This is a genomic window from Duganella levis, assembly GCF_009857605.1.
Lineage (GTDB): Bacteria > Pseudomonadota > Gammaproteobacteria > Burkholderiales > Burkholderiaceae_D > Rugamonas > Rugamonas levis.
Window position 1 is genome coordinate 80,574 of the sequence record NZ_WWCT01000001.1, and the last position, 25,324, is coordinate 105,897.

At 61.9% G+C, this 25,324-nt stretch carries 27 protein-coding genes; 9 read left to right on the forward strand and 18 right to left on the reverse strand.

Features of this window, described 5'->3' with window-relative positions; translation table 11 throughout:
- The first annotated feature begins 270 nt into the window (after window positions 1-270).
- The 3 genes from GTP69_RS31680 (at window position 271) to GTP69_RS00420 (ending at window position 2,972) form a co-directional block, all read left to right on the forward strand.
- Window positions 271-2,007, forward strand: a complete 1,737-nt coding sequence (locus GTP69_RS31680) for a methyl-accepting chemotaxis protein (RefSeq protein WP_161053022.1) — start codon at window positions 271-273, stop codon at window positions 2,005-2,007.
- A 124-nt stretch (window positions 2,008-2,131) separates the two neighbouring features.
- Window positions 2,132-2,497 (forward strand): hypothetical protein, encoded by a 366-nt coding sequence (locus GTP69_RS00415; protein WP_161053023.1) that lies wholly within the window; start codon window positions 2,132-2,134, stop codon window positions 2,495-2,497.
- A gap of 118 nt (window positions 2,498-2,615) precedes the next feature.
- A complete protein-coding gene (locus GTP69_RS00420; RefSeq protein WP_161053024.1) occupies window positions 2,616-2,972 on the forward strand; it encodes a hypothetical protein in 357 nt (118 codons plus the stop codon).
- A 64-nt stretch (window positions 2,973-3,036) separates the two neighbouring features.
- On the opposite strand, the gene GTP69_RS00425 is transcribed toward GTP69_RS00420, so the two are convergent.
- The 3 genes from GTP69_RS00425 to GTP69_RS00435 are packed head-to-tail and all read right to left on the reverse strand — an operon-like array spanning window position 3,037 to window position 6,703.
- A complete protein-coding gene (locus GTP69_RS00425) occupies window positions 3,037-4,752 on the reverse strand; it encodes a ClcB-like voltage-gated chloride channel protein (protein ID WP_161053025.1) in 1,716 nt (571 codons plus the stop codon).
- Window positions 4,749-6,044 (reverse strand): ATP-binding protein, encoded by a 1,296-nt coding sequence (locus GTP69_RS00430; protein ID WP_161053026.1) that lies wholly within the window; start codon window positions 6,042-6,044, stop codon window positions 4,749-4,751. Before GTP69_RS00430 ends, GTP69_RS00425 begins: the two co-directional genes overlap by 4 nt.
- A complete protein-coding gene (locus GTP69_RS00435) occupies window positions 6,041-6,703 on the reverse strand; it encodes a response regulator (RefSeq protein ID WP_161053027.1) in 663 nt (220 codons plus the stop codon). The genes GTP69_RS00430 and GTP69_RS00435 overlap by 4 nt, the downstream gene beginning before the upstream one ends.
- A 182-nt stretch (window positions 6,704-6,885) precedes the next feature.
- Between GTP69_RS00435 and pstS the strand changes: the two genes are divergently transcribed.
- Entirely contained in the window at window positions 6,886-7,926 is a 1,041-nt protein-coding gene (pstS, locus tag GTP69_RS00440; RefSeq protein ID WP_161053028.1) for a phosphate ABC transporter substrate-binding protein PstS, read from the forward strand.
- Between the two features lie 47 nt (window positions 7,927-7,973).
- Here pstS and GTP69_RS00445 read toward each other — a convergent pair whose 3' ends face one another.
- The 5 genes from GTP69_RS00445 to GTP69_RS00465 all read right to left on the reverse strand — a co-directional run bounded on the left by GTP69_RS00445 (window position 7,974) and on the right by GTP69_RS00465 (window position 12,306).
- Complete coding sequence (locus GTP69_RS00445; protein WP_202424243.1) at window positions 7,974-9,515, reverse strand: serine hydrolase domain-containing protein; 1,542 nt, start codon at window positions 9,513-9,515, stop codon at window positions 7,974-7,976.
- A gap of 380 nt (window positions 9,516-9,895) precedes the next feature.
- A complete protein-coding gene (locus tag GTP69_RS00450) occupies window positions 9,896-10,252 on the reverse strand; it encodes a hypothetical protein (RefSeq protein ID WP_229260740.1) in 357 nt (118 codons plus the stop codon).
- Between the two features lie 101 nt (window positions 10,253-10,353).
- Window positions 10,354-10,527: a hypothetical protein gene (locus GTP69_RS00455; protein WP_161053029.1), complete on the reverse strand. Its 174-nt coding sequence runs from the start codon at window positions 10,525-10,527 to the stop codon at window positions 10,354-10,356.
- Between the two features lie 32 nt (window positions 10,528-10,559).
- The gene (locus tag GTP69_RS31005) at window positions 10,560-10,967 is read right to left on the reverse strand and encodes a hypothetical protein (RefSeq protein WP_202424244.1); all 408 of its coding nucleotides are present in this window, start codon (window positions 10,965-10,967) and stop codon (window positions 10,560-10,562) included.
- Between the two features lie 586 nt (window positions 10,968-11,553).
- Entirely contained in the window at window positions 11,554-12,306 is a 753-nt protein-coding gene (locus GTP69_RS00465) for an SDR family oxidoreductase (RefSeq protein ID WP_161053030.1), read from the reverse strand.
- Window positions 12,307-12,479: 173 nt separating this feature from the next.
- On the opposite strand from GTP69_RS00465, the gene GTP69_RS00470 reads away from it, so the two are divergent.
- Window positions 12,480-13,088: an AraC family transcriptional regulator gene (locus GTP69_RS00470; RefSeq protein ID WP_202424245.1), complete on the forward strand. Its 609-nt coding sequence runs from the start codon at window positions 12,480-12,482 to the stop codon at window positions 13,086-13,088.
- Window positions 13,089-13,224: 136 nt separating this feature from the next.
- Here the strand turns inward: GTP69_RS00470 and GTP69_RS00475 are convergent, their stop codons facing one another.
- From GTP69_RS00475 to GTP69_RS00490, 4 genes are all read right to left on the reverse strand, one after another.
- Complete coding sequence (locus tag GTP69_RS00475) at window positions 13,225-13,986, reverse strand: hypothetical protein (RefSeq protein ID WP_371867756.1); 762 nt, start codon at window positions 13,984-13,986, stop codon at window positions 13,225-13,227.
- A 120-nt stretch (window positions 13,987-14,106) separates the two neighbouring features.
- Entirely contained in the window at window positions 14,107-14,760 is a 654-nt protein-coding gene (locus GTP69_RS00480; protein WP_161053032.1) for a LysE family translocator, read from the reverse strand.
- A gap of 79 nt (window positions 14,761-14,839) precedes the next feature.
- The gene (locus GTP69_RS00485) at window positions 14,840-15,640 is read right to left on the reverse strand and encodes a helix-turn-helix transcriptional regulator (protein ID WP_161053033.1); all 801 of its coding nucleotides are present in this window, start codon (window positions 15,638-15,640) and stop codon (window positions 14,840-14,842) included.
- Window positions 15,641-15,653: 13 nt separating this feature from the next.
- Window positions 15,654-17,123 (reverse strand): serine hydrolase domain-containing protein, encoded by a 1,470-nt coding sequence (locus tag GTP69_RS00490; RefSeq protein ID WP_161053034.1) that lies wholly within the window; start codon window positions 17,121-17,123, stop codon window positions 15,654-15,656.
- Between the two features lie 174 nt (window positions 17,124-17,297).
- Between GTP69_RS00490 and GTP69_RS00495 the strand changes: the two genes are divergently transcribed.
- A complete protein-coding gene (locus GTP69_RS00495) occupies window positions 17,298-18,350 on the forward strand; it encodes a catalase family peroxidase (protein WP_161053035.1) in 1,053 nt (350 codons plus the stop codon).
- Complete coding sequence (locus GTP69_RS00500) at window positions 18,347-18,886, forward strand: cytochrome b (RefSeq protein ID WP_161053036.1); 540 nt, start codon at window positions 18,347-18,349, stop codon at window positions 18,884-18,886. Before GTP69_RS00495 ends, GTP69_RS00500 begins: the two co-directional genes overlap by 4 nt.
- 4 nt (window positions 18,887-18,890) lie before the next feature.
- Here the strand turns inward: GTP69_RS00500 and GTP69_RS00505 are convergent, their stop codons facing one another.
- The 3 genes from GTP69_RS00505 to GTP69_RS00515 are packed head-to-tail and all read right to left on the reverse strand — an operon-like array spanning window position 18,891 to window position 22,048.
- Complete coding sequence (locus GTP69_RS00505) at window positions 18,891-20,255, reverse strand: Dyp-type peroxidase (RefSeq protein ID WP_161053037.1); 1,365 nt, start codon at window positions 20,253-20,255, stop codon at window positions 18,891-18,893.
- Window positions 20,255-20,953, reverse strand: a complete 699-nt coding sequence (locus tag GTP69_RS00510; RefSeq protein ID WP_161053038.1) for a hypothetical protein — start codon at window positions 20,951-20,953, stop codon at window positions 20,255-20,257. Before GTP69_RS00510 ends, GTP69_RS00505 begins: the two co-directional genes overlap by 1 nt.
- Window positions 20,954-20,962: 9 nt before the next feature.
- Window positions 20,963-22,048: a catalase family protein gene (locus tag GTP69_RS00515; RefSeq protein ID WP_202424247.1), complete on the reverse strand. Its 1,086-nt coding sequence runs from the start codon at window positions 22,046-22,048 to the stop codon at window positions 20,963-20,965.
- A 155-nt stretch (window positions 22,049-22,203) separates the two neighbouring features.
- Between GTP69_RS00515 and GTP69_RS00520 the strand changes: the two genes are divergently transcribed.
- On the forward strand, window positions 22,204-22,377 hold the full coding sequence (locus GTP69_RS00520; RefSeq protein ID WP_161053039.1) for a hypothetical protein: 174 nt from the start codon (window positions 22,204-22,206) through the stop codon (window positions 22,375-22,377).
- Window positions 22,374-23,333, forward strand: coding sequence for an alpha/beta hydrolase (locus tag GTP69_RS00525; protein WP_161053040.1), 960 nt, complete (start codon window positions 22,374-22,376; stop codon window positions 23,331-23,333). The genes GTP69_RS00520 and GTP69_RS00525 overlap by 4 nt, the downstream gene beginning before the upstream one ends.
- On the opposite strand, the gene GTP69_RS00530 is transcribed toward GTP69_RS00525, so the two are convergent.
- Genes GTP69_RS00530 through GTP69_RS00540 form a run of 3 tightly spaced genes read right to left on the reverse strand, consistent with a single transcriptional unit; the run spans window position 23,319 to window position 25,235 of the window.
- Entirely contained in the window at window positions 23,319-24,038 is a 720-nt protein-coding gene (locus GTP69_RS00530; RefSeq protein ID WP_161053041.1) for a hypothetical protein, read from the reverse strand. The two genes, GTP69_RS00525 and GTP69_RS00530, sit on opposite strands and share 15 nt — an antisense overlap.
- Before the next feature lie 16 nt (window positions 24,039-24,054).
- Window positions 24,055-24,264, reverse strand: a complete 210-nt coding sequence (locus tag GTP69_RS00535) for a DUF2783 domain-containing protein (protein WP_161053042.1) — start codon at window positions 24,262-24,264, stop codon at window positions 24,055-24,057.
- Window positions 24,261-25,235, reverse strand: coding sequence for an SLAC1 anion channel family protein (locus GTP69_RS00540; RefSeq protein ID WP_161053043.1), 975 nt, complete (start codon window positions 25,233-25,235; stop codon window positions 24,261-24,263). The genes GTP69_RS00535 and GTP69_RS00540 overlap by 4 nt, the downstream gene beginning before the upstream one ends.
- Window positions 25,236-25,324 lie beyond the last annotated feature (89 nt).

Genomic DNA, 25,324 nt, shown 5'->3' on the forward strand with positions numbered 1-25,324 from the left:
AGGCCGGCATTGCCGGCCACAATCGTCCCTGTAAACGTTGCGACCTATCTTTTTGGAAAGGATTAATTTCCTGTTGGAAATTAATGTACACTTATTTCATCGCTTAGTGCTTCCCAACTCCGCAGCACTGTTGCTCTCCGATTTGATGGCAGGTCTTGCCTAAATCACCGTTGCTAACCAACGCAACATCTCTCCGGCCCATGCCCGCCGCTGTCATATTCCAAGCGTACGTCAAAGTGCGAAAGATTTTTCCTCTATGGGAACAGCAAAATGAAAATCGAAAATTTGAAAATAGGTTCGCGGCTTATTGGGGCTTTCATCATCGTTCTGGTCATGCTCATCGGTGTCTCCATTGTGGGCTTGTCGCGGATGGCGTCCATCCAACGGGCAATGGAAGAGATCACAAAAGGAAACGATGTTGAGGCCAATCTCGCGTCGGACATGAAGCTCAGTCTTGACGATCGCATGATCGCGCTGCGCAATGTTGTGCTCCTGGAGGATGCGCAGCAGATGCAGCAGCAGGTTGAGCGCATCACCAAGCAAGGTGAGATTTACGACGCTGCGGAAGAAAAGCTGCGCGCCACTTTCGTGGTGTATGGCATCCAGGACGACGAGTCCAAGCTGTTAGCCGACATCAAGGAGAGTAGCCAGGCGGCTCAGCCATTGATTCAAAAAGTGCAGGGGCTTGGGCTGGCCAACAACAACGCCGAGGCGGTAAAGCTCTTGATGGGCGACTTGCGCACCATACAGAATAAATGGAGCGCAAGCCTGGCGTCCCTGGTGGCATCCGAGCGTAAGCAAAACGAAGAGCTGATTGTGGCAGCAGATGCCTCGTATATTTTTGCGCGCAACATGGTTGTCGGTTTGGCTGTGGTTGCTGTCGCACTCGGGATTGCCCTGGCGCTGCTGATTACACGTAGCATCACGGTGCCGATCAATCGTGCGGTGGAGATTGCTCAGACGGTGGCCGCAGGCGACTTGACCAGCGACATCGAGGTGCGCGGGACCGATGAAACCAGCCTGCTGTTAAGCGCGCTGAAGGCGATGAATGACAGTTTGCAACTGATCGTCAGCCAGGTGCGAAACGGCACCGAAACCATGACCACGGCCTCGCAAGAGATTGCCGTAGGTAACCTGGACCTGTCCTCGCGCACCGAAGAACAGGCCAGCTCGCTTGAGGAAACTGCATCATCGATGGAAGAATTAACCAGCACCGTCAAGCAGAACGCAGACAATGCGCGTCAAGCCAGCAGCTTGGCCCATACTGCCTCGGACGTCGCTAGCAAGGGTGGCGCCGTCATCGCTGACGTGGTCAGCACGATGGGTGACATTAATGACGCCTCCAGGAAAATCGTTGAAATCATCAGTGTGATCGACGGGATTGCGTTTCAGACAAATATCCTGGCTTTGAATGCTGCCGTAGAGGCTGCGCGCGCGGGCGAACAAGGTCGTGGCTTTGCGGTGGTTGCGACAGAAGTGCGCAACCTCGCGCACCGCAGTTCGGCGGCGGCGAAGGAAATTAAAACCCTGATCAGCGATTCGGTATCAAAAGTAGAGGCGGGCTCGCTGTTGGTCAACCAGGCCGGGGTGACGATGAGCGATGTGGTGGACAGCGTCCGGCGAGTGAGTGACATCATCACGGAAATCACCGCGGCCAGCCAGGAGCAAAGCTTGGGTATCGAACAAGTCAATGAGGCCATCATTCAGATGGATGGCGTGACGCAACAGAATGCCGCTCTCGTTGAAGAGTCTGCAGCTGCCGCCGAATCATTGCAGGATCAGGCCGTTGCACTTTCCAACGTGGTCGCGAAATTCGTGTTGCATCCTGCCGATGTGAAGCGCAGTGCCGCGCGCCCCATGGTAAAGGCCGCGTTTCAACCTAAAATTGTGGCCGTCAAAAAAGCCGGTCAAAGCCAGGGTGAACCGCAACGTTCGCTGGTCACGACAAAAGCTTCCGGTCTGAAGTCTGGCAAGATAGGCGCCGAGGCGGACTGGGTCGAGTTCTGAGCATTAAACTGCACTCGCTTAAAGAACGGATCTGATGTGACGATCATTTGACATGGATCTAGTCCCGCGCAAATGTGCGGGAGGGACTCAAGCGTATGCTGGTTCCTCAACTAAGGAGGACGCCATGAAATCCAAGACGTTGCCCACATCCGCCGCAGTGGTTGTTGATGGTACAGACGCGACGCCATCATTGCGCAAGACCGGAGCACAGGTGTTGGCCGGCAGCGGAAATGCCGGCGTCGAAGGCAGTCCGGCACCCGATGAAAAGCTCAAGAAGCCTAAACCAGCCAGGGGCAAGCCGTCGAAACCGGTGAAATGGACGGTCGCCTTGCCGGCATCGGAACACGAGGCGTTACAAGTCTTGCGCGATGAATTGGGTGAGGGGGGCAAGATCAAGAAAAGCCTGTTGCTGCGCATCGCTTGCCAGATACTGCTCGATCAGGAGCGGGAAGTGGTGGCCGGCGCGCTGGCGAAACTGAGCGCACAATGAAGCACTCGGCTGATGCATCTGCTGAGGTTGTGGCAATGTTGTCTGACATGCCCGGAAATGGTACGCTTGACGTCGAATGAACGCGAATTTGCTTCGCCAGTCTGAAACGAGGAATGCTATGAAAACTGCTCATGTGACATTTTCGCGCGATACCGGCGCGGTTGAAATGACGTTGCAAATCAACGGCCGGCAGGTTGCGAGGAGCAGCAGCCAGGAATCTATCGCCCTCGAATTGCAGATCCATGAGGTGGGTGTGCTGGATATCGAAGGCAAGTTCTCGACCGAATTGCCGACCTCCGCGGAGAGCCTGGTGCTCGCGTCGAAAATAGGCTTCAGCGAGTTGATGCCCGCGCTGAAGCTGGTTGCGGCGTGCTCAACCACAGGCTTGGCCAGCACTTCGCTGCGGTCGAAGCAGTCGCGTAAGCAGGCGCGCACTGGGGCGGATGCCGGAGAGAGTCGCCCCCTCAATCATTGACCCCGGATCGATGGCCGCCGCAGTCGAGCCGACATGCAATTGATGTCTTGACTGGACGGTGCAGTCAATGGGCGCCAACGGATTCCAGGCCACGAAACATGAGCATCAGGTCGGTCTTGGTTAGATAGCCGCGCAAGCTGCCGCTGTGGTCCAGCACTGGCAATCGCTCACCGGGATGGCCGCCAACGGCATCCATTACCTGCCAGATTGGCGCAGTGTCCAGCACACGCGGATAGTCTCGCCGTATCATCGCCACTGGCCATGGCGCCGCTGTGTCGGCGTTGGTCTGACGATACGGACCGAAATCATGCAACGACACGGCGCCGAGGAAGGTGCCGTCGCGCTCGATCACATACACGTGCTGCCAGCGGAAACGCACGAATACGGCTTCCAGTTCGCCCAAGCTCTGGCCGATCGCGATGCGCGGCGGATCGGTACGCAGCAGGTCGGATGCCATCGCCAGCGCCGGCATGTACTGGCCTCTGCCATGGGTGCCAGCGTAGATCGATTGCGGCCGTAGCGCATGCGAGATCGCATATGCCAGCACACAGGACGCCATCAGCGGCACGATCAGGTCGTCGCTGTCGGTCATCTCGAAAATCATCAGAATGGACATCAGCGGCGCATGCGTGCACGCCGCCAGAAAAGCGCCCATGCCGACGACGACAGCGGCCGGCACTGGCACCAGGCCCGGCCACAGACAGTGAAACAGGCTGCCGAACAGCGCGCCGGTGACGGCGCCGGCAAACAGTGTCGGGGTGAAGATGCCGCCGACTGCGCCGGAACCGACGCTGGCCGCCACCGCGAGCAGTTTTAGCAGGAGCAAGGCCAGTAGTGGCTGCCACAGCCAACCGCCCTGCAACACCGAGTTCACCACGCTGTAGCCGTTACCCCAGACTGCCGGATTGGCAATGGAGATGACGCCCACCAGCAAGCCGCCCACCGCCAGTTGCTGCCAGGGCGCGCTGCCACGCCAGCGCTGGAACAGGGTGCGGCTGCCGTCCAACAGGATCAGGTAGGCAGGCGCCAGCAGACCGGCGACAATGCCGAGCAGGCCCAGCACCATGGCTGGACCGTCACCGGACAGCCGCATGGCAGGCATGTGGTAGACCGGCCGGAAACCGAACAGTTGCGCCACCACCAGCTTGGCGGCGACAGCCGCCACGATCAGCGGCCCCAGGCTTTCAACCGCCAGGGAGCGCAGTACGATTTCGGCCACGAACAGGGCGCCGGCGATGGGCGCGTTGTAGGCCGCGGCGATGCCGGCCGCGGCGCCGCAGGCAACATACAGACGACGGCGGGGCACCGGTAGCGCGCGCCATCGGCCGAACAGCGCACCGGTCAAGGCCGCCAGTTGCACCATCGGGCCTTCGCGGCCGATGGCGCCACCGCTGGCCACGGTGACCGTCGAGGACAGCGCCCGCAGCAGCGAGGCGCGTACGCCGAGGTCACCATTACCCAGTACCACCGCCTCCATATAGTCGTCGCCGCGCGCCTGGTAGCGGCGCGCCCAGGCCAGCAGCAGGCCGGCGGCGATTCCGCCCAGCGCCGGCGCCAGCAGGCGTTGCCACCATGGCAGGCTGCCGGCGATGCCGACCAGGCTGCCGCTGCGGCCGTAGACCAGTTGTTCGAGCAATAGCACGCCTTCGCGGAAGCCGATGGTGCACAGTGCGCCCAGCGCGCCGATGCCTGCGGCGGCCAGCAGCGGAGGCTGCCAGGCCAGGCGGGGCAGGTGCTTGGTTATGCGGGCACGCAGGGCGATGGACAGGGCGCGTCTCACGGAAACACCACTTTGGCGACCAGGCCGCCGCTGCTGGCATTGCGGAGCTCCAGCCGGGCGTTCAGGTGGCGCGCGGCGGCGGCGACGATGGAGAGGCCAAGCCCGCTGCCGCTGTCACCGCTGCCCGGCACCCGGTAGAAGCGGTCGGTCACGCGTGGCAACTCCGCTTCAGGGATGCCGGGGCCGGAATCGGCGATCGTCAGCACGCCGTGACCGTGGTGGCTGTCGACGGCAATGTGCACGGCGCCGCCGGCCGGCGTGTAACGGACAGCGTTGTCGAGCAGATTGCGGAGCAGGATCATCAGGCTGTCGGCATGGCCGTGCACGGTCACCGGCAAGGCATCGAGGAAGCCTAGTTCGATCTGGCGCGCGGCCGCGAATGGCGCCATTTCGGCGATGGCGGCAGCGGCAAATTCGTTCAGCGCGATCGCAGCGGGACTGGCGCTCTCGTCGAGCGCGTCTTGCTGCGCCAGGCCGAGCAGCTGTTGCGCCATGCGGCTGCTGCGGCCGATGGCGGCCGTCAACGCCGCCAGCGAGGCCAGGCGTTCGGGTTCGGCCTGTTGTCCGCCCAGCATCTGGATCTGCATGCGCAGCACCGTCAGCGGCGAGCGCAGTTCATGCGCGGCGTCGGCCACGAACTGGCGCTGCAGGCCAACGTTGTCGGCCACGCGCGCCAGCAGATCGTTCAGGGCCTGCAGCAGCGGCAGCACTTCGGCCGGCGCGGCATCGAGCGCGATCGGATCGAGCGCGGTGGCGTCGCGGCTGGCGATCTGGGCACGCACCGCGTCCAGCGGCCGCAGCGCGAACCGCACCGCCCAGCCCATCGCGGCCAGCAGCACCAGCGACAACAGCAGCATAGGCCACAGCGTGTGCAGGGCCAGGTTGACGGCCTCCTGGCGGCGCATCGACAGCTTTTGCGCCACCTGCACCACGCCGCCGTGGTACTGCGCGGCGTACACCCGCCATTCGCCATTGGCCAGGGTAATGTTGGAGTAACCGAACGGCGCGCGCAATGGCAGCATGCGGTGCTGGCGTTCTTCGTAGACGGTGACCTGACCGGCGTGCCACATCTGGATCACCAGGTCGTACTCGGTGTGGAAATCCTGATCGGCGCCAAACACCGTGCCGTCCTTGGACAGCCGCAGTGTGTGGGCGATCTGCCGCATTTGCTCGTCGAACAGGCGGTTGGTCTGGTCCAGCGCGGCGGTGAACGAGACGCCAAACTGCAGCGCGCTGACCACCACGATCAGCGTACCGAGCAGCGACAGCAGGCGACGCCGGATACCGGTCATCGGCTCTTGGCGACCATATAGCCCAGGCCGCGCACGTTAACGATCACTTCCTGTCCCAGCTTGCGGCGCAGGCTGTGGATGTGCACCTCCACCACATTGCTGTCGATGTCGGCGGCATGGCCGTATAACAGCTGTTCAAGCTTGCCACGCGAGAAGATCATGCCGGGCCGCATCACCAATAAGTCCAGCAAGGTCCATTCCTTGCTGGTCAACACCAGTGGCTGGCCGGCGCGCGTGGCCTGGTGCGCGTCGGTATCGATCACCACGTCACCGTGCAGATACGCCAGCTGCTGGCGGCCGCGCGCGCGCCGCACCAGCGCCTGCACGCGTGCCAACAGCTCATCCAGATCGAAGGGCTTGACCAGGTAGTCGTCGGCCCCTGCGTTCAGGCCGCGCACGCGATCGGCGACGGTGTCGCGCGCGGTCAGGATCAGCACCGGCGTGTCGTGGCCGGCGCGGCGCAGCGTGGTCAGCACGTCGATGCCGTCCTGGCAGGGCAGGGACAGGTCGAGCAGCAGCGCATCGATCCGTTCTTCGGCCAGCGTCGCGACCACACCGGCACCGTTGCGATGCCAGGTGACCTGGATGCCGACGTGGCCCAGGGCCTGGCGTACGCTGTCGGCAATCAGCGCATCATCTTCGATCAACAGGACATGCATGAATATGGATTTATATGAGTAAAAGCAGGCCAAATGCAGCTGCCGGAGTATGCCAAAATGTACTTAACTCATCCTTAATTTTTGACCACTTAACCCTTGGCGGCAACTATATTTTGAATGTCACGCCGATGTCATAAAGCCTGCCTAGACTGCCCGCTTTTGACCACTGAAGGACACACACCATGCAATTCAAATCCCTGCTGAAACCAGTCGCCGCTGTACTGAGCGCCACCCTGATGCTGCCAGTCCTGGCGGCCGACATGACCGGCGCCGGCTCGTCGTTCGTGTATCCGATCGCCACCAAATGGGCGGAGGCGTACAAGGCCGCCAGCGGCACCGGTCTGAACTATCAGTCGATCGGCTCGGGCGCCGGCATCAAGCAGATCAAGGCCAAGACCGTGGACTTTGGCGCTTCCGACATGCCGCTGTCGGCCGAAGAACTGGACAAAGAAGGCCTGGTACAGTTTCCGGTGGTAATGGGCGGCGTGGTGGCGGTGGTGAACCTGGACGGTATCGCGGCTGGCCAGCTGAAACTGAACGGCCCCGTGCTGGCCGGCATCTACCTGGGCAAGATCGCCAAGTGGAACGCGCCGGAAATCGTTGCGCTGAATCCGGGCGTCAAGCTGCCTGCCGACGACATCACCGTGGTGCACCGCGCCGACGGCTCCGGCACTTCCTTCCTGTTTACCGACTACCTGTCGAAAGTCGACGCCAGCTTCAAGAGCAGTGTCGGCGCCGGCACCGCCGTCAAATGGCCGGTGGGCGTGGGTGGCAAGGGCAATGAAGGCGTGGCCGCCAACGTGCAGCGCCTGAAGAGTTCGATTGGTTACGTCGAGTTCGCTTACGCCAAGAAGAACAAGATGGCCTACACCCAGATGAAGAACAAGGAAGGCCAGTTCGTGCAACCTGACGACAGTACTTTCAAGGCTGCGGCGGCCGGCGCCGACTGGGCTCATACGCCTGGCTTCGCCGTGGTGTCGACCGATCAGCCGGGCAAGGCAAGCTGGCCCATCACCGGCGCCACCTTCGTCCTGATGCACAAGAACCAGGATGATGCCGCCAAGGGCAAGGAAGTGCTGAAGTTCATGGACTGGGCGTTCAAGAACGGCGCCGGCATGGCTACCGAATTGGATTACATCCCGATGCCGGCGCCGGTCGTGACCCTGATCGAAAACGCCTGGAAGGCACAGATCAAGGATGCCTCTGCTAAAGCTATTTGGTGATTCTCATGGCAAGGCGGCTTGGTGTGCGTTGATGGTGCGGCGAAGCGTTACAGCGACTCCAGCTGCTTGAGGGCGTTAGGGTCGCCTGGATGCAGTTCCAATACGCGCTGATAGGCGCGCTTTGCCGCCTCGCGCTGGCCGTTGACCGCCAGCGCTTCCGCCAGGCTGTCCTGGGCGTTGAAGCTGGCAGGGAAGCGCTCGGCGGTCAGCTTGAGCACGGCCAGCGCGTCTGCCGGGCGACCGGCCGCCAGCAGGCGGTAGCCCCAGTCGTTCAGTTCGTCCTCCTGCCATGGCTGGCCCGGGTAACTGCGCTCGACGTCGGCGGCAGCCTGGGCCGCCTGTTCATAGCCGCGCGATTCCAAGGCAATACGCAGGCCGGGCACACCGCCCAGCGGCAGGTCGGGAATGTAGAGAGCGGCTAGTTTGTCGATCATGTCCTCCGGGTAGCTGCCGGTCAGGTTGGTGAGGATAACCACGCCGACCTTGTCTTCTGGGTAAAGGTAGAAGGCGGCACGGCCGCCACCGGTCATGCCGACCGCGCGATGGTCGCCGCGCTGCAGGATCTGCCAGCCCATGCCCCATTGACCGAGGCGCCCGCTGTTAAAGGCGACTGGCGTCCACATCAGGTTCAGCGTGGTGTCTTTCAGCATCTGGTTTTGTTGCAATGCGATCAGCCAGCGCGCCATATCGGTGGCGTCGCTGTTCATGCCGGAAGCGGCGTGGCGGAAGGGCGGGAAGCGCTCGGAGACGGCCGTGAGGGTGCGATTCCCGTCGGCCTGGAGTGACTCGGCGGCAGTGGGAGCAGGGTAGCCGTGCACCTTGGGGCCTGTCCACTGCCAGCGATAGGTGGGCGCCTTGCGCGGGATGACGCTGTAGGTATCGCCATAAGCGGTGCTGGTCATGCCGGCCGCGCGCAACTGTTCATTCGCCAACGGGGCGTCCGGCGCGCGTCCCTCCAGCTGGTTGACGATGCGCTGCACCAGCATATAGTTGGTTTGGCAGTAGTGAAAGCGCGCACCCGGTGCGAACAAGGGAGCCTGCGTCCGCAGCCAGTCCCAGGCAGCTGCCTGATCGGTTTCCACGGTGGGCGCGCGCAACACATCGGGCAGGCCGGAGGTGTGGCTCAGGAGTTGGCGGATGGTGACGCCGTGCCAGCTGGCCGGCAAGTCTTGCAGGTAGCGTTCGACCGGCGCCGTCAAGTCGAGCCGGCCCAGTTCCACCTCACGCATCGCCGCCACGCCGGTAAATGCCTTGGTGACAGAATTGATGGCGAACACCGTGTCGTCTGCCACCGGCACGCCGAATTCGACGTTGGCCGTGCCGTAGCTGCGCACCAGCGCGATGCGGCCATCTTTCACCACCGCCACCGCCATGCCGGGAATATGCAGCCGCGCCATTTGCGTGGCCACGTACTGGTCGACCTGAGCCGCCACCGGATCGGCAGCGGCGGCAATGCCGGCATTGGCCAGCAGCAGAAGCAGTGCCTTGGTCGCGAAGATGCCACCGTCCAGCAGGACGCGCGCCAGCGACTGCGTGATAGTCGCGATGTAGCGACCGCTCCATGCGATCAGTATTGTTCCCGACGACACGCCCACCTCCGCTGTTGTCCACACGATCCGGCAACTATACCGCGAACTTCAATGTGTGCGAATCTTCCTGCTGCGGAACTTCTCGACGCTGCCTTGAAGCGGCTGGTTACGCCCCGAGCAGCCATTCGGAAACAGAGATACCCGCCCGAGATCCGGTCGCTAGACTAGCCCGAGCCGCTTTGCGACTTCGGCCGACGGAGCAAGGTTGCCGTATTCCTCATTAAGCCACGATGAGACGGTCTTTGCGTCCCAAGGCCCTAACGGAGCTTTGTAGTCGTCGTGCTCATCTTAACTCTCTCGCCATGACAAATAGGATTTCTTAAAAAATAATAGTTCCGCATCAGTGAAGATAAAGTTGAGGTTGCCAGCTGAGCTGAACATCAAAAACATGAATTCTGGTTGAACCGCTTGCCAACCGATCGCACCAAGCCGGTAGATGGTTCGATATTAAACACCACGTAGCGGCGCTGCGGGCAGACCAGTTCCAGCGATTTCTTGCTGCATTCGAGCATGTCGGTCTTGCGCGTGCCTTGCGGGGTCGATACCGAGACGTCCCGATCGATGTACGGACGGCACTCGAAGCCGTGTTCTGTGGCGACCTTTCTGGCCGCGTCCATGGTCAGGCCGACCGCTTGCAGCTGGTCCGCTTCGGCCGCCAGCGTGGCGTCGGAAACGCGGGTAAGGGCGCATCCGCCCAGTAGCGCGCAGGCCAGCAGTGGCAACATCAAATGTAACATCGTCTTTTTTCCTGGCTTTGTATTCGAGCTACGCAGTGTACTGGAAGAACCCACCGCACTGTACGCCGCCGTACCGTGCGCCAGAGCCACCAACGCGCGCTTCAACTCCAACGAGTCAAGAGCGCCTCATAACGGCGCTTCTGACCAAGATAGAACAGCATTGCAAAACAGCCGAAACCAACTCCTGCAATGTACTTCGTATCGCCACCGTAATGGGTCGCCATCCAGAATTCCACGCTCGACAAAAAAAGCCATGGTGCAGGTACGATGTACATTGCATTTTTCTTAAAAAACTCATTTTCACTTTTTACTCAATCTTTTGGGCGAATTTTGTTGGTGCACGCGACCAGCCCCCGGTGCGCGTCCACGTGGCTATATCAGGCATCAGTTTGTTCAGCCATTTCAAGCGTATTTCATCAAACCATTGATATGCTATCCGTGCATATTGCCTGGTTGAGATATGTGGGGATTTACCGATTCGGCTTGGGAATAGAAAATCGTTGTGCCGTAATCCGGCCGCATCAATCCATTCAAGCAGGCTTTTTCTGGTGCTGTCTATCGCGAGGTTGAAAAGTGCTAGATCTCGCCGGCGCCCGTAGATTTCAAGCCTGACCCGAATAGCCCAGACCTCACTGATGCGCAGCGGCGCCTTCTGACCCACTAGCTTACCTTGTTCCATGGCGCACCGCGCCCGGAAGCGGAAGTGTGTGTTCATGATGGACCTCCTTGTGTTGGAGCTCCACTATGCGCTGCCGTCATCACTAGTGCATTCCTGCAGCGTTAGAATCTGAGGATTTTCCATCTAGGCAACAATGCTATGCTAGCCCATCGCCGCCAATCGGCCAGTAGAGGACGAATCGGAAAACGACATATTTATGAAGACGGGCATTTAGCAATTACAAATAACGGTTTTGAGAACGCACTACAGGTCAGCAATGCCACTGGTGCGACTGTCTGGTGTGGCGTTGGCGTGCTGTCCGAGGGCGAGTTTGAGTCGCATACCGGGGCAGCTGTTTCGCGGTTCACCTATTCAATCGACGACGGGGATGACCTTAAGGGTGCCCCTGATACCATCCGAGAACATCATCCATCTGCTGTAATTTGTGTAGAAGCACACACCTAACCACGCGCTTCCGGCCAGAACGGACAGATGCCCATAGGAGAAGAACATGATTAGTGTGCCCCTGTACTGGCACCAGTGGAATATTCAGACGCAGGTTACGCGTGTGTTGCGCACTGCCATTGTTGGCACGGCGCAGCGCTTGCTGGCTTAGCACACGGCAGCCCGGCGCTTGACGGTCTCAGCGGTTTTTGTCCGCGCTCAGCATCAGATCGACCGACTTGCCGAGCTGGCGCAACATGAAGTCCGGGGCGAGCCGGCTGGCGATTTTCAGGATGTTGCTCAGGCCCGGCCGGATCTCCGCCACATCGGCAGCCAGCCCGGCGATGGCGCGCTTGGCCAGGGTCGCCACCGGCATGGGCACCAGCCCGCCCACGTCCTCCTTGGTGAAGTCATTGTGGAACAGCGGCGTCTCGGTGGCCGGCGGCGCCAGCTCGAATACCCGCACGCCGCTGTTTTTCAGCTGTGCCCGCAGCGACAGCGTGTACGAGTGGATCGCCGCCTTGGTCGCGGAGTAGACCGGCGAGATCGGCATGGGCACGAACGCCAGTCCCGACGAAACGTTGACGATTGCCGCGTTGGCCTGGTTTTTCAGCATCGGCAAAAACTGCAAATTTGTCCAGATGGTTCCGTTCAGGTTGGTTGTGACCTCGCGCGTCGCGTCTTCCAGCGTCGCGCCGCGCTTGTGCAGGTTGAGTTTGCGCATGATGCCGGCACAGTTGATCAGCATGTTCATGCCGGGATGGCTGGCAGCAATGTGCTCGTGCAGCGCGGTGTGCACGCCGGGCAGCTGCGCGCGCACCGCCTCCAGCTTGGCCGCATCACGGCCGGTGATGATGACCGTATTGTTCAAAGCGATCAATTGCCTGGCCAGTTCGAGGCCGATGCCGGAGCTGCCGCCGGTGATCAGGATGGTGTTGTCGTGCATTTTCATGGTGAAGATTCCTTGCGTGGGTGAGCGTTGCGATGTCGTCAGTGTCGCGCGGACCAGCCACGGAAGAAACGGGGAAACTTGCGGAATTCCTGCCTATTCCTCCAAATTGCCGGTGGGCCGTGGTGTGCAGGATGGGGTAGAATCGGGCGCTGGGTGATTTTTCCGGAGCGCCGATGAGCGTCGAACTACAACAGGCGCTGGCCCGCTATATCGACGGCAACGGCGGTGGCGATGGGCTGTTCCGTACCGCCATCGACGGCCTGACATTGATGCGCGCCAGCCATACATCGCTGCCGAACCACCTGATTTACCGCCCGGAACTGTGCGTGGTCGTGCAAGGCGTCAAGTCGGTGATGCTGGGCGACGTGGCACTGGACTACCGCGAAATGCAGGCGCTGGTCGCCAGCGTCGAGTTGCCCGGTGTGGGCCGGGTACTGGAGGCCACCCCTGAGCGGCCTTTGCTGGTGATGGCGTTGGAACTGGACGTGCCGCTGCTGATCGAGACGATGCGGCAACTGCCGCCGGCGCCACCGTCCGGCGCCGACCATGGACTGGGACTGTACGTGGTCGACACCCGCCGCGTCGCCGACGCCTTGCATATGCTGCGCTGCGATTTCGCGCGGCCGGTGCGCATCGACGAGCTGGCCGTCACCGCCGGCATGAGCGTGTCGTCGTTCCACCATCATTTCAAGCAGTTGACATCGATGACGCCGCTGCAATACCAGAAGCAGCTGCGGCTGCTGGAGGCCAAGCGGCTGATGGGGCCGAGAACGCCAACGTGACGCGTGCGGCGTTCCATGTCGGCTACGAGAGCGCGTCTCAGTTCAGTCGCGAATATGTGCGCATGTTCGGGCTGACGCCACGCCGTGACGCGCTCGCCGCCCGTACCTTGTACCGCATGCATGCCGCGCCGTGAGGTCAGTCCGGCGCGGCAGGAAGGCGCAGGCGCAAACGGCGGTTCAGGTTCAGCGCCTTGATGTCGGCGCCGTATGCTTCGTCGATCAGGCGGGCTTTGAGTCCGCTGGCTTCTGCTGCTTGCAAGGCGCGCTCGATGATGGGGCGATAATGGGCGACCGATGGACTCAGATAGAAGCCAAAGTCGGCCGGGTATTCCAATAGCAGGCGCGGTTCCACCGCCAGTTCGGGATGCGCGCGCGCCTCTGCCAGCACCTCAATCACGCCGCGCGGCAGATAGTCGACGTGGCGGTTTCCAGCCGTCACCATCGCGTAAATCGTATTCCAGGGCGCGGCATGCTCGTACAGTGGCAAGCCGGCGCTCTTCCACACCCTGGCGTCGCCCCAGCCGGCGCCGAACCCGGCGATCAGCCCGGTATGCTTTAAATCGCCCACGGAGCGGACTGGCAGGAAGGCGTCCGTGTCGGAGCGGCGTATCAGCAGCACGCGCTGGCCGATCAAGCCATTCGTCAAGGCGTTCCGCACCGGCACCAGTTGTTTGTCGTTATCCTTTTCCTTTGACTGCATGCCGTAGAAAAGATTGATGTCGCCCCGGCCCAGCATCCACCACATGCGGCGGGCAGGGATGTCCTTCACATACTGAATATGATAGGGCTGTTGAATCAACTTCAGCGACTCTTCCAGCAGACGAACGAAGTAGTCGGCACGTCCATCCGACACCACGGCGATCCGTAATTCAAGCGGCGCAATGCTGGATGCCGGCACGGGCGCCGAGATTGAAGATGCCGATATAAACAGGGTGCAAGCGGCAAAACACATGCATCGCAGCTTGAAAATCATTTCTGCGGCTCCAGGGGAAACCGGGATTGTAGCCTAACGCGGGTATTACACCTGACTTGGCCCGATCCATAAAGCGAACAGGATGCCCATCGCAAGCAGAATGAGTACGGCCCCGGAGATTCTTTCCAGCCACAGCAAGCCATGAGCAAAGCGCCGCAATACCGCCGGATTGCCGATCATGACAGCCACCAGCACATCCCACAGCAGCACGACGCTGAACATCCAGACGCCGAGAACAGTCTTGCCGCCAGCGCTGGCCAGCGGACCTGACAGCATGGCCGCCAGGCTGACATAAAACAGGGCATTTTTCGGATTGAGAATGCCGGAGGCGAAGCCCATCGCCGCAGCGCGCTGCCACGCACTGATCATCCACTCGGCACGCGGCAGGGGCACTGGTCCTGAAGCGGCCGCCAGCGAAGTGGCGCCAGCGTAGCGAATAAACGCTATGCCGAGATACAGCAGGTAAGCGCAGCCAGCAAGCTGCAAACACAGGAAGAACGTGCTGTGGCGATTCAATCCCGATGTGCCCGTCAGTGCCAGGGCGATGAATACCGCATTGGCAGCGGCCACGCCAAGACAGGCGCCGCTGGCAACCCGCCATCCGGAAGTGACGGAGGTCCGGGTGATCAGGAAAAAATCAGGGCCCGGCGACAGCACCGCCAGGAAATGCGCGGCAGCGATGATGAGGAATTGTTCCATGGGGAGTATCGATCGAAGTTGTTTTCATCGATGATGCCGACCCCGGCGCAGAAAGTATTGAATGAAATTGCAGCGCCGGTCAGGCCCGGAAACCTCCGGGTGTGATACCGGCATAGGCTTTGAATACGCGTTGGAAGTGCGCCTGATCGGCAAAGCCCAGCGTATGTGCCACGCAGGCACTGCTTTCGCCGGCGCGAATGAGTTCTTTGGCGAGATTGATGCGGTGATTCAGCTGCCACGCGTGCGGCGTCAGGCCGGTGGCGGAGCGGAAGGCGCGGATCAACTGGTAGCGGCTCATGCGCGCCGACCGCGCCAGCAATTCCAGCGGGAAGTTGGTTGTTGGCGCTGCCCGCAGGATCTCGAATACCGGAAGCAATTGTTGCGGGGACGCGGACGCAGCCGGCACCAAGTCATCCATCTCCGTCACTTGATAGGCGTCGCAATCGCCGACAAACTCGACCAGTGCCGCTTCCTTTTCCTGCACATCGTTCTTTGAAAACAGCAGCGCATTGAGGGCGCAAAACTTGGCATACATGGCGGGATTGCGTATCAGGCGAACCGCTTCCTGCCGGCCGTCGTACTCGGCGCGAACCTCGCTCAGCCACGCAGCGCTCAGGTACAGCATCTGATAGCTCCACGTCAATCCGGGCCGGGGATTACACGAATGAACATGGCCGGCAGGAACCAGTACCAGCGTCCCAGGTTCGAGGATGACCGGCGTTCCGCCTTCACTGGAGAACAGGCTCTGCCCCTGATCAATAGCGCCGACCGAATACGTCGGATGGCTATGCGGCTTGTAGCAAGCGCGGCTGATACAGGCGCGACGGCTCTCCGCATAGGGCAGGGCAGCGTCGCGCCAGAATTGGGTGGTTGTGTCCATCAATGTCGTTGCGCTACGCCGCGCCCATTTCCTTGAGATGCACCGTAGCGTTGGTGTTGTCGGGATTGAGCTTCAACGAGCGGCGGTAGTTCTCGATCGCCTTCGTCGTGTCGCCCGCCTTCTGGAAGATTTCGCCGAGACTGTCGAAGGCGTTCCAACTGGCCGGATGCAGTTCCGTATTGAGCGTCAGTACCGCAATTGACTGCTTCGGCTGTTTTTGGGCAAACAGCAGGTAAGCCCAGTCATTGATTTCTTCTTCGCTCGGATTGAAGGCAGCGTTGGCGCGCTTCAGGTCGGCATACACCGAGGCGGCGTGATTGAATCCGTGGCGCAGCAAGGCCGTGCGCAGCGTCTTGATCTGCGGCGGCAGGCCGAAGCCGTTCGACGCGTGCATTTCGGGAATGTAGTAGGCGGCGACTTCATCGGCGAAGTTTTCCGGATTCGCCCCTTGCAGATTGGTCAGCAAGACCACCGACATATCATCCTTGGGATAGACGAAGAACGTCGAGCGCATGCCGCCAATGGGCCCGGCGGCCGGATGCTCGGCCCTGGTCGTCACCGGCCAGCCCAGCGCCGAGCCGTTCAGCATGGCATTCATCCCGCCGGTCTTGCCGTCGTTCAGAACCACCGTTGACCACAACACGTCCAGGCTAGACTTGTTCTTCAACAGCTTGCCGCTTTGCAGCGCGATCAGCCAATGGGCGATATCCTCGGCGTTGGAGAGAATGCCGGCAGCGGTCCTGAAGTAGCCGGGGAACGAGACATAAATCGCAGACAGCCGGTCGCCGGTTTTCCACTCGCCGTTGTCGTTGCGCAGGTAGGAATAGCCGCCGGCCGAATGCGGGATCACGTCGGACGAATCGCCGAAGCGCGTATGCGGCATGCCGACCACATTGAACTGGCGCTCTTCGATGAAGCGGGCGAATGGCTGGCCGCTCAGTTTATCGATGATCTTGCCGATGATGACGTAGCCGGTTTGATTGTATTTAAAGCGTTCGCCCGCAGGAAACTCCAGCGGCAGCGTTTTTACGGTCGCCCACGCCGACGCATCGCTGCCGTCGCCGATTGGATTTTCTTTGCTGTCGATAATATTCGGCAGGCCGGAGACGTGGGTCAGCACCTGCTTGACCGTGATCGCGCGCCAGGCGTCGGGCAGGTCGTCCAGATACCTGGAAATCGGATCGTCAATGCCCAGCTTGCCGGCTTCCACCAACTGCATGATGGCCACGCCGGTAAACGCCTTGGTGCAGGAGTTGATCGAGAAAATGCTGTCACGCGTTGCCGGCACGGCGTTTTCGACATTGGCCGTGCCATACGCATCGAGCTTCACAATCTTGTTGTGCCGGATGACGGCGACCTGCAAGGCGGGAATGCGCTGCTCCTGCATGGTTTGCTTCAGAAACGCAGTGACATCGCCAGAGACATCGGCGGCTCCTGCATGAACGGAAAATGCGGCACAAATCACAGCGACCAAACGTTTCATGCGATGTCCTCAGTACGGAAAAGACAACAATACAGCATGTGCCGGACTTTTGTACGACCAAAGAGGGGGCTTTGGCGCGCCGCTGTGGTCGTTAGCCATGCGACAATCCCGGTTGTTAGCCATCTCATCACTGAAAGCCAGACAGCCATGCCCATACCCACCTCTCGCGGCTCCATGCTGCTGCTCCTGCCGATTGCGCTCATCCTGGCCCTAATCGTCGCGCTGTTCGCGTGGGTCGGCGGTTGGATCGGCCACCACGACCTGACGCCGCAACAAATGATGGACCTGGCCCAGACATCGGGCAAACAACAGCCGGGTTTCCGACGCGCGCACAGCAAGGGTATTTGCTTTGCCGGCACCTTCGCGCCAACGGCGGAGGCGGCCAAGCTGTCGACGGCGCGCGCGTTCGCGCAGCCGTCGATCGCGGTCATCGGCCGTTTTTCCGCCTCGTCCAATAACCCGTACGCACCCGATGGCGCGTCGCCGGTGCGCGGCATGGCGGTGCAGATCAAAACGGACGACGGCCAGGAGTGGCGCATTGCGATGAACAGTTTCCCGTTCTTCGCCGCCTCGACGCCGCAGGGGTTCCAGCAGATGAACGAGGCGGGGATACCCGACCCGGCCACCGGCAAGCCGGACCCGAATAAGATGAAAGCCTTGCTGGCTGACCATCCCGAGGTCGCCGCCTTCATGGCGTGGGCAAAAACGGCGCCCAAGTCGGATAGCCTGGGGAATACCCGCTTCAACGGCGTGAACGCGTTTCGCCTGACCGATGCACAGGGCGTCGAGCGCATGGTGCGCTGGTCGATGCGGCCGCGCACGCCGGTGGTAGCGATGACCGCCGAGCAGCTCAAGGCGGCTGACGTCAACTTCCTCGCCGCCGACCTGGATCAACGCCTCGCGGCCGGCCCGCTGGTATGGGATATGGTGGTGCAAATCGCCGCACCGGGTGACCCGATCACCGATCCGTCGCAAGCCTGGCCGGATACCCGGCAGGAGGTCAACATCGCCACCTTGACCCTGGTGCATGCCGAACCGCAGGCCAACGGCCCATGCCGCGACCTGAATTTCGATCCATTGATCCTGCCGACCGGTATCGCCGCCAGCGACGATCCAATCCTGCATGCGCGCTCGGCAGCGTACTCGGTGTCGTTCAACCGGCGCGAACGCGAGATCAGCGAAGGCAAGAATGCCTATCCTAACGTCCAGAACGGGAGCGCCCGATGAATCGCCCACAACACTTCAATCTCCTGGCGCGGGTACTGCACTGGGCCATGGCCATCGCCATTCTCAGCATGCTGTTTGTCGGCGCCGGCATGGTCGTGTCGTTGCAGTACCGCGACCAGTTGCTGGCCCTGCATCGTCCGCTTGGGATTGCCATCCTGCTGCTGGCCATCGTGCGTCTGGTCAATCGCCTGACGCGGCCGATACCGGCGCTGCCGGCCGATCTGCCGGCCATCCAGAAATTCGCCGCGCACGCGTCGCACTGGCTGTTGTACGGACTGATGCTGGCCATGCCGCTGATCGGCTGGGCCATGCTGTCGGCAGGCGGCTACCCGATACCGATGTTCGGCGGCGTGCATTTGCCGGCCATCCTGCCGCACAGCCCGGTGATCTACGGTTGGCTGCGTCCGCTGCACGGTGTGCTGGCCTATGTGCTGTTCTTCACCATCCTCGGCCACCTCGGCGCGGCGCTGTTTCATGCATGGGTGCGGCGCGACGAGGTGTTTGGTCAAATGGCCAAGGGCGATGCGCGCCGATAATGCTTCAGTGCGCTTCTGCAATCCAACGTAAAGCGCTCAGTGACGGCATGAACAGGTATTCGCCGCCGCGCAGCTGGTTGAAGGTGGTGACGCCATCGACGCGGCGGCGCACTGGCGTTTCCGGAATGGTGAAGCTGCCCGGCGTCTCGTGCAGTCCCACCATCGGATCGCGTTCGGTGGCGAGGTCGATAAAGTTGCCGCGGTTGATCCATTCCTGCTGGAAGAATTCGATGGTGTCGTAGGCGCGCGCGCTGATGAAGATGAAAAAGATGCCGCGCTCGCCGGTATCGTCGCTGGCAGTCAGCTCGCGCCGCCATTTCGGGCCGAACGTCGATGAGCGGCGAATGATGCGGTGGATGTTGACGTCGGTGAGGATGGTCAGCTGGCTATCGCGCGGATTCAGGCGGCGCATGTGCGCGGCGTGCGGGCACATCAGGCCGCGCGGGTCTTTTGAAAAATCGAAATCGTTGTTGCGCTTGGGATCGGCGCCGAGCTCCGGATCGTCATGCTCCGGCGCCAGCGTCAATGGCGCGCCGCTGCGCCAGCGGCCGACCAGCTTGGCTGCCAGCAGGTCTTGCGCCGCTTCATCTTGCGCCTGGCTGCGGATGAAATCGTTGAAGGCGCCGGCCTGGCTTTCGTACTTGCGCAGCACCACGAACGAACCGTTGCGGCCCAGTTCTGGCGGCTCCGGCATGGCCACCGGAGCGCCGGTTTCGCTGTTTTCGCCGAGGATGAATTCGCCTGCCGCAATCGAACGCTCCTGGCCGGGTAGCGGCGCCACACCGCTGCCGGCGATGGCCGGTTGCGAGATCGAGTCGCGGAAGCCGAAGGGATTTTTCGCCTCTTCGTCCGCGCCAAATGCGTGTTTGCCGACCAGCGTGACCCCGTGCGAGTGTTCCAGTTCACCCATGGCTTTGTCGATCGCCACGTCCAGCGCCGCTTCGTCGCGGGCGTAGATGGTCAGCGCGATGTGGCAGGCGCTCGGCTGGAACACGTCGTCCCAATGCTCCGGCGCGTTGCTGCCGACGTCGCGCAACTGTTCGGCGCGCTGCGCCATGCCTTGCTGGAACGGCAGCGGGAAGCTGCTGAGCGAAGACTCCGGCACGCCGAGCGCCTTTAGACCCTGGAAGCTCAGCGCCATGCCCATCCAGGCATCGCGGTCGTCGGTCCACCCGGCTGCCGAGGGAATGTGCTCGGCCATGCGGCGGATCAGGTCACGGCCGCCGGCAGCGTCGTCGATGTGCAGCATCGCGTGGATGCCGACATAGGGTTCTGGCCGCGCGCGCAAAATCAGTGCCTGGATATCGTCCAGCGCCAGCGTCACGTGTTCGCGCACGAAGCGCGCTTTGAGGTCGGTGAGGAAAGTCATCAGTAGTCCACTCCCTGCGGTTGCGCCAGCGCTGCGCTGAGCGTCTCAAGCGCCTCGCGCGTGGTCTCGTCCTGCGGCGGGTGGGCCGACATCTGGTCGAGGAAGGCGGTGAGCGCCTTGTCCATGCGCTGGAAGCGGCGCGTGTCCACCACCGTCACCTGCGGATTAGCGACGAACCAGCCGGCGGCGTCAATCTGGTGGCCGGCGATGAAGTCCTTCACGGCCGGGCTGTCGATGCCCGGCCAGCCTTCGATGTTGGCAAACAGCAGATCCATCAGCTCGGGAATCTTGGTGGCGAAGTCGTTGATATAGCTGTCCCAGTCGCCGTCGTAGGTGGTGGCGAACAGGATGCGCGTATCGTCATCGAAGAACACGAAGCGCATGTCGTGCAGTGTGGAGACGCGCTGCGCGCCGTCCATATTGCCGTTGGTCAGATCGAAGATGCGGCGCAGGCGTTCGGCGCCGCCCGGCTTAAGCGGCGCGATCGCGGTCAGTTCCGAGACGTTGCCGGACTGCTTGCCGACACGGCCGGCGGAATTGGCCGTGCCTTTCAGGTCGGGATTATGCTTGCGCACTAGCGCCTCCAGCGCGATCTTGGCGAGGTGCGGGGCGTCGTGGGCGACGGCGTCGATTTTGCGGCGGATCGCTTCCAGGCTGGTTTCGTCGGCCAGGCGCGGGTCGGGATTGTGGTCGGTCATGGTGGTCCTTTAATCGGGAATGTCGGAAGATTGGGATGGCTCGACGCGCGGCTGCGCGTTCATGCTGTGGCGGAAGGCGGTCGAACGTTCGTAGGCGGCGCGGCGGATGCGCATGATGCCGCCGAGCGGCTGGTGCGCCGTGATGCCGTTCCACGGATTGAACGACAGCACGTCGTCGCCGTAGACCTGGCGCGCCGGGTGCGCAGTCGATTGCGGCGCGAAGCGCAAGGTGGCCAGCGGACGGTGCGGCGACAGTTCTTCCGGCCAAGCGATGGCTGCGTCTTCCACCGGCATGCGCGAGAGGTCCGTGCACAGTTGCGCGCTCAGCGTGTATTCCGCGCCGTGCTCGGCGAAGTGATCACTGATCACGTCGCGCAAGGTGGCGTAGCCGACATCGTCAACCGGCTGGCCGGTAAGGCGGCGCACGCTGTCCGAGCTCGGCTCCAACGCCAACTTGGCGATGTAGGCGCCGAAGCGGATGGCCGCTTGTGTGTGGTAAGTCTCGCCCAGCGGATGATGGTTGTCGCGGGCCAGGCCGTCCAGCGTCGCGCCGGGCGTGCCGCCCACGCTTTCGAGCACCTGTTTGGCGCCGTGTGCCGTTCCTGCCACCAGCCGCTGGAAGGTGTCCGGCGCGTGGGAATTGGCTTCCAGCAGCGTCAGCATGCGCTTGTACTTGGGGATGGTGCCGAAGGCCAGCGCGGGGAAATTGACCATCAGGAAATCCTGATTGTTGCCGCCAATTTCGGGAGCCAACCTCTCGCCATCGACGCCGATAATCTTCAGCGCGAAGCCGCGCGCCGCCGGGATTTTGTCGGAGTGGATATCGCTTGGCGCCGAGGATAGGCGGGCCACCACCTGGTAGGTGCCGGGCCGGGCGAAGACGCCCTGGCGCAATTCCGTCGGCAAGTCGTCATGGATGGTGAGTTCGCCCTTGAGCAGGCCGTTTGACTTGGCGTGCGCGTCGCGAATGGCGTGACGGTGGCGTTCGAAGGCGCAGCGCGATGATGCTGCCATTTGTTCAACGATTTCCGTGATCAAGGCGGTTTCTTCGGCGTCGATGACTTCGATGTCTGGGGTGTAGGGTAGGGGAGTCAAAATATTCCTTTGAAGACAAATAAACGAACGATGGTGCTTTTTTGTTTTATTAAATTACCATTCTTTCGTTTTCACCAGCGGACGATTGCCGAGTCCGTGTGCAGTCGCACAATGTCTCCAGGGCATTTATGCGATAGTTCGTCATGGATATTAAAATGACACCTCGTTCGGATGCGCAACAGGCATCCGTCGTTCGCGAAGGCCTGGAGTGGTCGCGCACCTATGGCCAGCGCAGCGCCGCCGCTTTTCTGCTGTTCCGCAAGGTGCCACGCGATGTGGTCGAGCGAATTCTGGCGGATGCATGCCGCAAGGAAGACCTGGCGCCATGACCTTGGCGTGGGATAGCGAAACGCTGGAAGACGCGCGCAGCTTCAACCGCAAGCTGCATTGGGCGCCGCGCTTCAAGATCAACAACCGTGTGATTCCGCTGGTGATCCAGTCGCTGCTGCGGCTGTCGCAGTTCGGCGCCGATGGCAAACTGGCGCGTGAGGGCATCCGGGTCGCCAGTTACTCGGCGCACGCAGACGGATTGAAGGTGCCGGTGCGCGTGCTGCGCGGCGCAATGCCGGCGCGGGGCGTGGTACTGGATTTTCACGGCGGCGGCTGGGCCATCGGCAATGCGGCAATGAACGACCAGCTCAACGCCGGCCTGATCAGCGCCTGCAACGTGGCGGTGATATCGGTGGATTACCGGCTGGCGCCGACTGCGCCGCTGGCCGCCATCATGGATGACTGCCTGGCAGCCGCGCGCTGGCTGCTGGACGGCGGACTTCCTGAATTTGATGGCTTGCCGGTCTACATCCTCGGCGAGTCGGCAGGCGGCCATCTGGCGGCGGCGACGCTGTTGCGGCTCAAGCGCAGGCCTGATTTGCTGCGCCGCATCGACGGCGCCATCCTGTACTACGGCGTGTACGATTTGGCGGGTACGCCCAGCGTGCGCCAGGCCGGCGCCGACACCTTGGTGCTGCACGGCCCCAGTATGCTCGATTCGCTACGCCTGCTCACGCCCGGTCTGACCGATGAACAGCGCCGCGAAGCTCCGCTATCGCCGCTGTATGGCGACTTGTCCGGTATGCCGCCGGTGCTGATGTTCGCCGGCGAGCGCGACCCCTTGCGCGACGACACCACACTGATGGCCGAACGCTGGCGCGCCGTGGCTGCGGTGGAATGCCATTTGATGCCGGAAGCACCGCACGGCTTTATCCGCTTCCCAACCCGCATGGCCGCGCAAGTGCGGCAACGGGTGTACGAATGGATACGCGAACGGCGTTTACTTCCCGAGTAAGCGCAGCGATTCTTCCCAGTTGCCCTGCCAGGCATGCAGGAAGTCGTGCGTTTTGAAGGCGCGTTTCAGCGGCCCGATGGGCGTGCGATACACATCATGCAGGCCGAGCGCCAGCGTGACGGGATTCCAGACCGCGTTGCGCTTGGATTTCTTGGCGCTGGCTTTCACCCGCGCGCCATCATCGCCGAAGATGCCGATCGCATCGTCCAGCGAACGGTCCAGGTCCAGCCGCACCATGGCCGCAAACGCCAGCAGCACCTCTTGCTTGCTAATGCCGGCCTGTGATTCTTGCGTTTCCGGCGGCTTGGGCGGTGGTGCCAGCGCCGCTTGCGCATCCTGTTTCAGCTTAGCGGCCAGCCGCTCAAGATCCCGTTTCTGGAAGCGCAATTGGTCGAGAGGGCGGCGGAAGCCCGGTTCGGGTAATCGCGCCGGCAGTTTGTAGGCGTCTTTGGTGAAGGTGATCAGCACGTCTTCGCTGCCGGCCGCCAGGCGCGCGATGTCGTCCTGGAAAAAAATCGGCGCGGCGTAACCGCCGTTGGCGTCGCCGAACAGCTCGGGATAGGCCGCATCGTAGTCCAGCCATACCACCGGCGTCAGTTCGTGCTCAAGCAGGCGGGCCAAGGTCCATGGCCCGCTGGTTTGATGCGCCAGCCAGGCGCAGGCTTCTTCAGTGGTGGCCCTGAAAGGTAAGTCGATATTATTCATGGCCGGTATGATACACCTAGCTGCTGGCTTCCACGGTCACGCGGGCGAGGGCGAAAGCTTGCCGCAGTACCGCCAGGTCGCCGATGTGATTGGCCAGCAGCAGCACCATCTGCGCGTCCAGCATCTTGCTTTGCGCTTCGCTCAGGTCGTGGTGCGACTCGGTCAGCATGTCGTAGAAGTCGTCGTAATCGTCCAGATTCTGTTTCAGGTTGAGGGCGGCGTTCATGCGCGCACCTCCGCCATGGCGCACAGCGAGCGGATCGCCAGCGCAATGATGGTCAGCGACAGCACGATCAGCAAGGTCACCGCCAGCAGTTCCAGCCCAAGCCCGCCGACTGCGCCGGCGTAGTTCAGCGCCGCACTGCTCAGGGCCGCCATGGGAAAGCCAATCGCCCACCACGACAACGAAAACGGCGGCGGCTTGCGCACCAGGCGCCAAGCGATGATCACAAACAGGAACAGGCCAAAGTAAAACAGCAGCGCGGCAAACCTGTCCACCGTCTGCATCAGGTTGACGTAGGCGACGAAACCCACCGCGAATGGCGCCATCAGGATCATCTTGGACGGCCGCATGGCATCGGCCATCGGCGCCTGATGCACCAGGCGCGAGAAGATCAGCACGAAGAACACCAGGGCGCTGACGCCGCCGATGGCCGCCGCCAGCAAGTTGATTTCACGCGCCCACGGACCGGGCAGGCTGCCCCCGGTGACAACGATATCGAGACTGCCGACGCCGGCTATCAGCCAGGCCGGCGCCACGCTGGCCGGCGCGGCGTTGCCGTTCAGCAGACGGCCGATCATGACGGCGCTCAGCGCTAGCGTGACAGCGACGCCGATGCTCCACATGAGCCACTGCGCGCCGCTGCTGTAACTGGCAACTACGCTGGACAGCAGCAAGATGCTGATGCCGATCGTGCCGAAAAAGCTGCCAATCACCGGATGGTCGAATTCCTGTCGCACGGCCGCCGTGTGCCGTATCAGTTTATGCAGATAACCCATCGCCAGCACGGCAAACAGAAGTAGGGCGACGATGCCGATGCTATCGGAGATGGCGATGCCAACGCCGTAGCGCTTGCTGGCCAGACGCCACGCCAGCGCCAGCCCGGCCACGCTCATGACCGAGCCGAACAGGTTGACGGGCAGGTTGCGCGTGGACGGCAGCGTCGCCGTGGTAAAAGTTTCGTGGGCAGATTCCATAATGGTTCCCCGTGATTGAGTGGATGCGGGAATTCTGCCCGAGCAAACGGGCGGGCGGGACGTGCTGTCCCCAAACGCGTGCTAGCTGT

Bases quoted from the DNA above. Each gene is read 5' to 3' on its own strand.
- GTP69_RS00530 (WP_161053041.1), bottom strand. From the start codon at position 24,038: ATGAATAATATCGACTTACCTTTCAGGGCCACCACTGAAGAAGCCTGC.
- GTP69_RS00540 (WP_161053043.1), bottom strand. From the start codon at position 25,235: ATGGAATCTGCCCACGAAACTTTTACCACGGCGACGCTGCCGTCCACG.
- GTP69_RS31005 (WP_202424244.1), bottom strand. From the start codon at position 10,967: ATGAACACACACTTCCGCTTCCGGGCGCGGTGCGCCATGGAACAAGGT.
- GTP69_RS00435 (WP_161053027.1), bottom strand. From the start codon at position 6,703: ATGCATGTCCTGTTGATCGAAGATGATGCGCTGATTGCCGACAGCGTA.
- GTP69_RS00490 (WP_161053034.1), bottom strand. From the start codon at position 17,123: ATGAAACGTTTGGTCGCTGTGATTTGTGCCGCATTTTCCGTTCATGCA.
- GTP69_RS00525 (WP_161053040.1), top strand. From the start codon at position 22,374: ATGACCTTGGCGTGGGATAGCGAAACGCTGGAAGACGCGCGCAGCTTC.
- GTP69_RS00510 (WP_161053038.1), bottom strand. From the start codon at position 20,953: ATGACCGACCACAATCCCGACCCGCGCCTGGCCGACGAAACCAGCCTG.
- GTP69_RS00495 (WP_161053035.1), top strand. From the start codon at position 17,298: ATGCTGCTGCTCCTGCCGATTGCGCTCATCCTGGCCCTAATCGTCGCG.
- GTP69_RS00480 (WP_161053032.1), bottom strand. From the start codon at position 14,760: ATGGAACAATTCCTCATCATCGCTGCCGCGCATTTCCTGGCGGTGCTG.
- GTP69_RS00505 (WP_161053037.1), bottom strand. From the start codon at position 20,255: ATGACTTTCCTCACCGACCTCAAAGCGCGCTTCGTGCGCGAACACGTG.
- GTP69_RS00500 (WP_161053036.1), top strand. From the start codon at position 18,347: ATGAATCGCCCACAACACTTCAATCTCCTGGCGCGGGTACTGCACTGG.
- GTP69_RS00470 (WP_202424245.1), top strand. From the start codon at position 12,480: ATGAGCGTCGAACTACAACAGGCGCTGGCCCGCTATATCGACGGCAAC.
- GTP69_RS00430 (WP_161053026.1), bottom strand. From the start codon at position 6,044: ATGACCGGTATCCGGCGTCGCCTGCTGTCGCTGCTCGGTACGCTGATC.
- GTP69_RS31680 (WP_161053022.1), top strand. From the start codon at position 271: ATGAAAATCGAAAATTTGAAAATAGGTTCGCGGCTTATTGGGGCTTTC.
- GTP69_RS00455 (WP_161053029.1), bottom strand. From the start codon at position 10,527: ATGTACATCGTACCTGCACCATGGCTTTTTTTGTCGAGCGTGGAATTC.
- GTP69_RS00535 (WP_161053042.1), bottom strand. From the start codon at position 24,264: ATGAACGCCGCCCTCAACCTGAAACAGAATCTGGACGATTACGACGAC.
- GTP69_RS00520 (WP_161053039.1), top strand. From the start codon at position 22,204: ATGACACCTCGTTCGGATGCGCAACAGGCATCCGTCGTTCGCGAAGGC.
- GTP69_RS00485 (WP_161053033.1), bottom strand. From the start codon at position 15,640: ATGGACACAACCACCCAATTCTGGCGCGACGCTGCCCTGCCCTATGCG.
- GTP69_RS00450 (WP_229260740.1), bottom strand. From the start codon at position 10,252: ATGTTACATTTGATGTTGCCACTGCTGGCCTGCGCGCTACTGGGCGGA.
- GTP69_RS00465 (WP_161053030.1), bottom strand. From the start codon at position 12,306: ATGAAAATGCACGACAACACCATCCTGATCACCGGCGGCAGCTCCGGC.
- GTP69_RS00415 (WP_161053023.1), top strand. From the start codon at position 2,132: ATGAAATCCAAGACGTTGCCCACATCCGCCGCAGTGGTTGTTGATGGT.
- pstS (WP_161053028.1), top strand. From the start codon at position 6,886: ATGCAATTCAAATCCCTGCTGAAACCAGTCGCCGCTGTACTGAGCGCC.
- GTP69_RS00420 (WP_161053024.1), top strand. From the start codon at position 2,616: ATGAAAACTGCTCATGTGACATTTTCGCGCGATACCGGCGCGGTTGAA.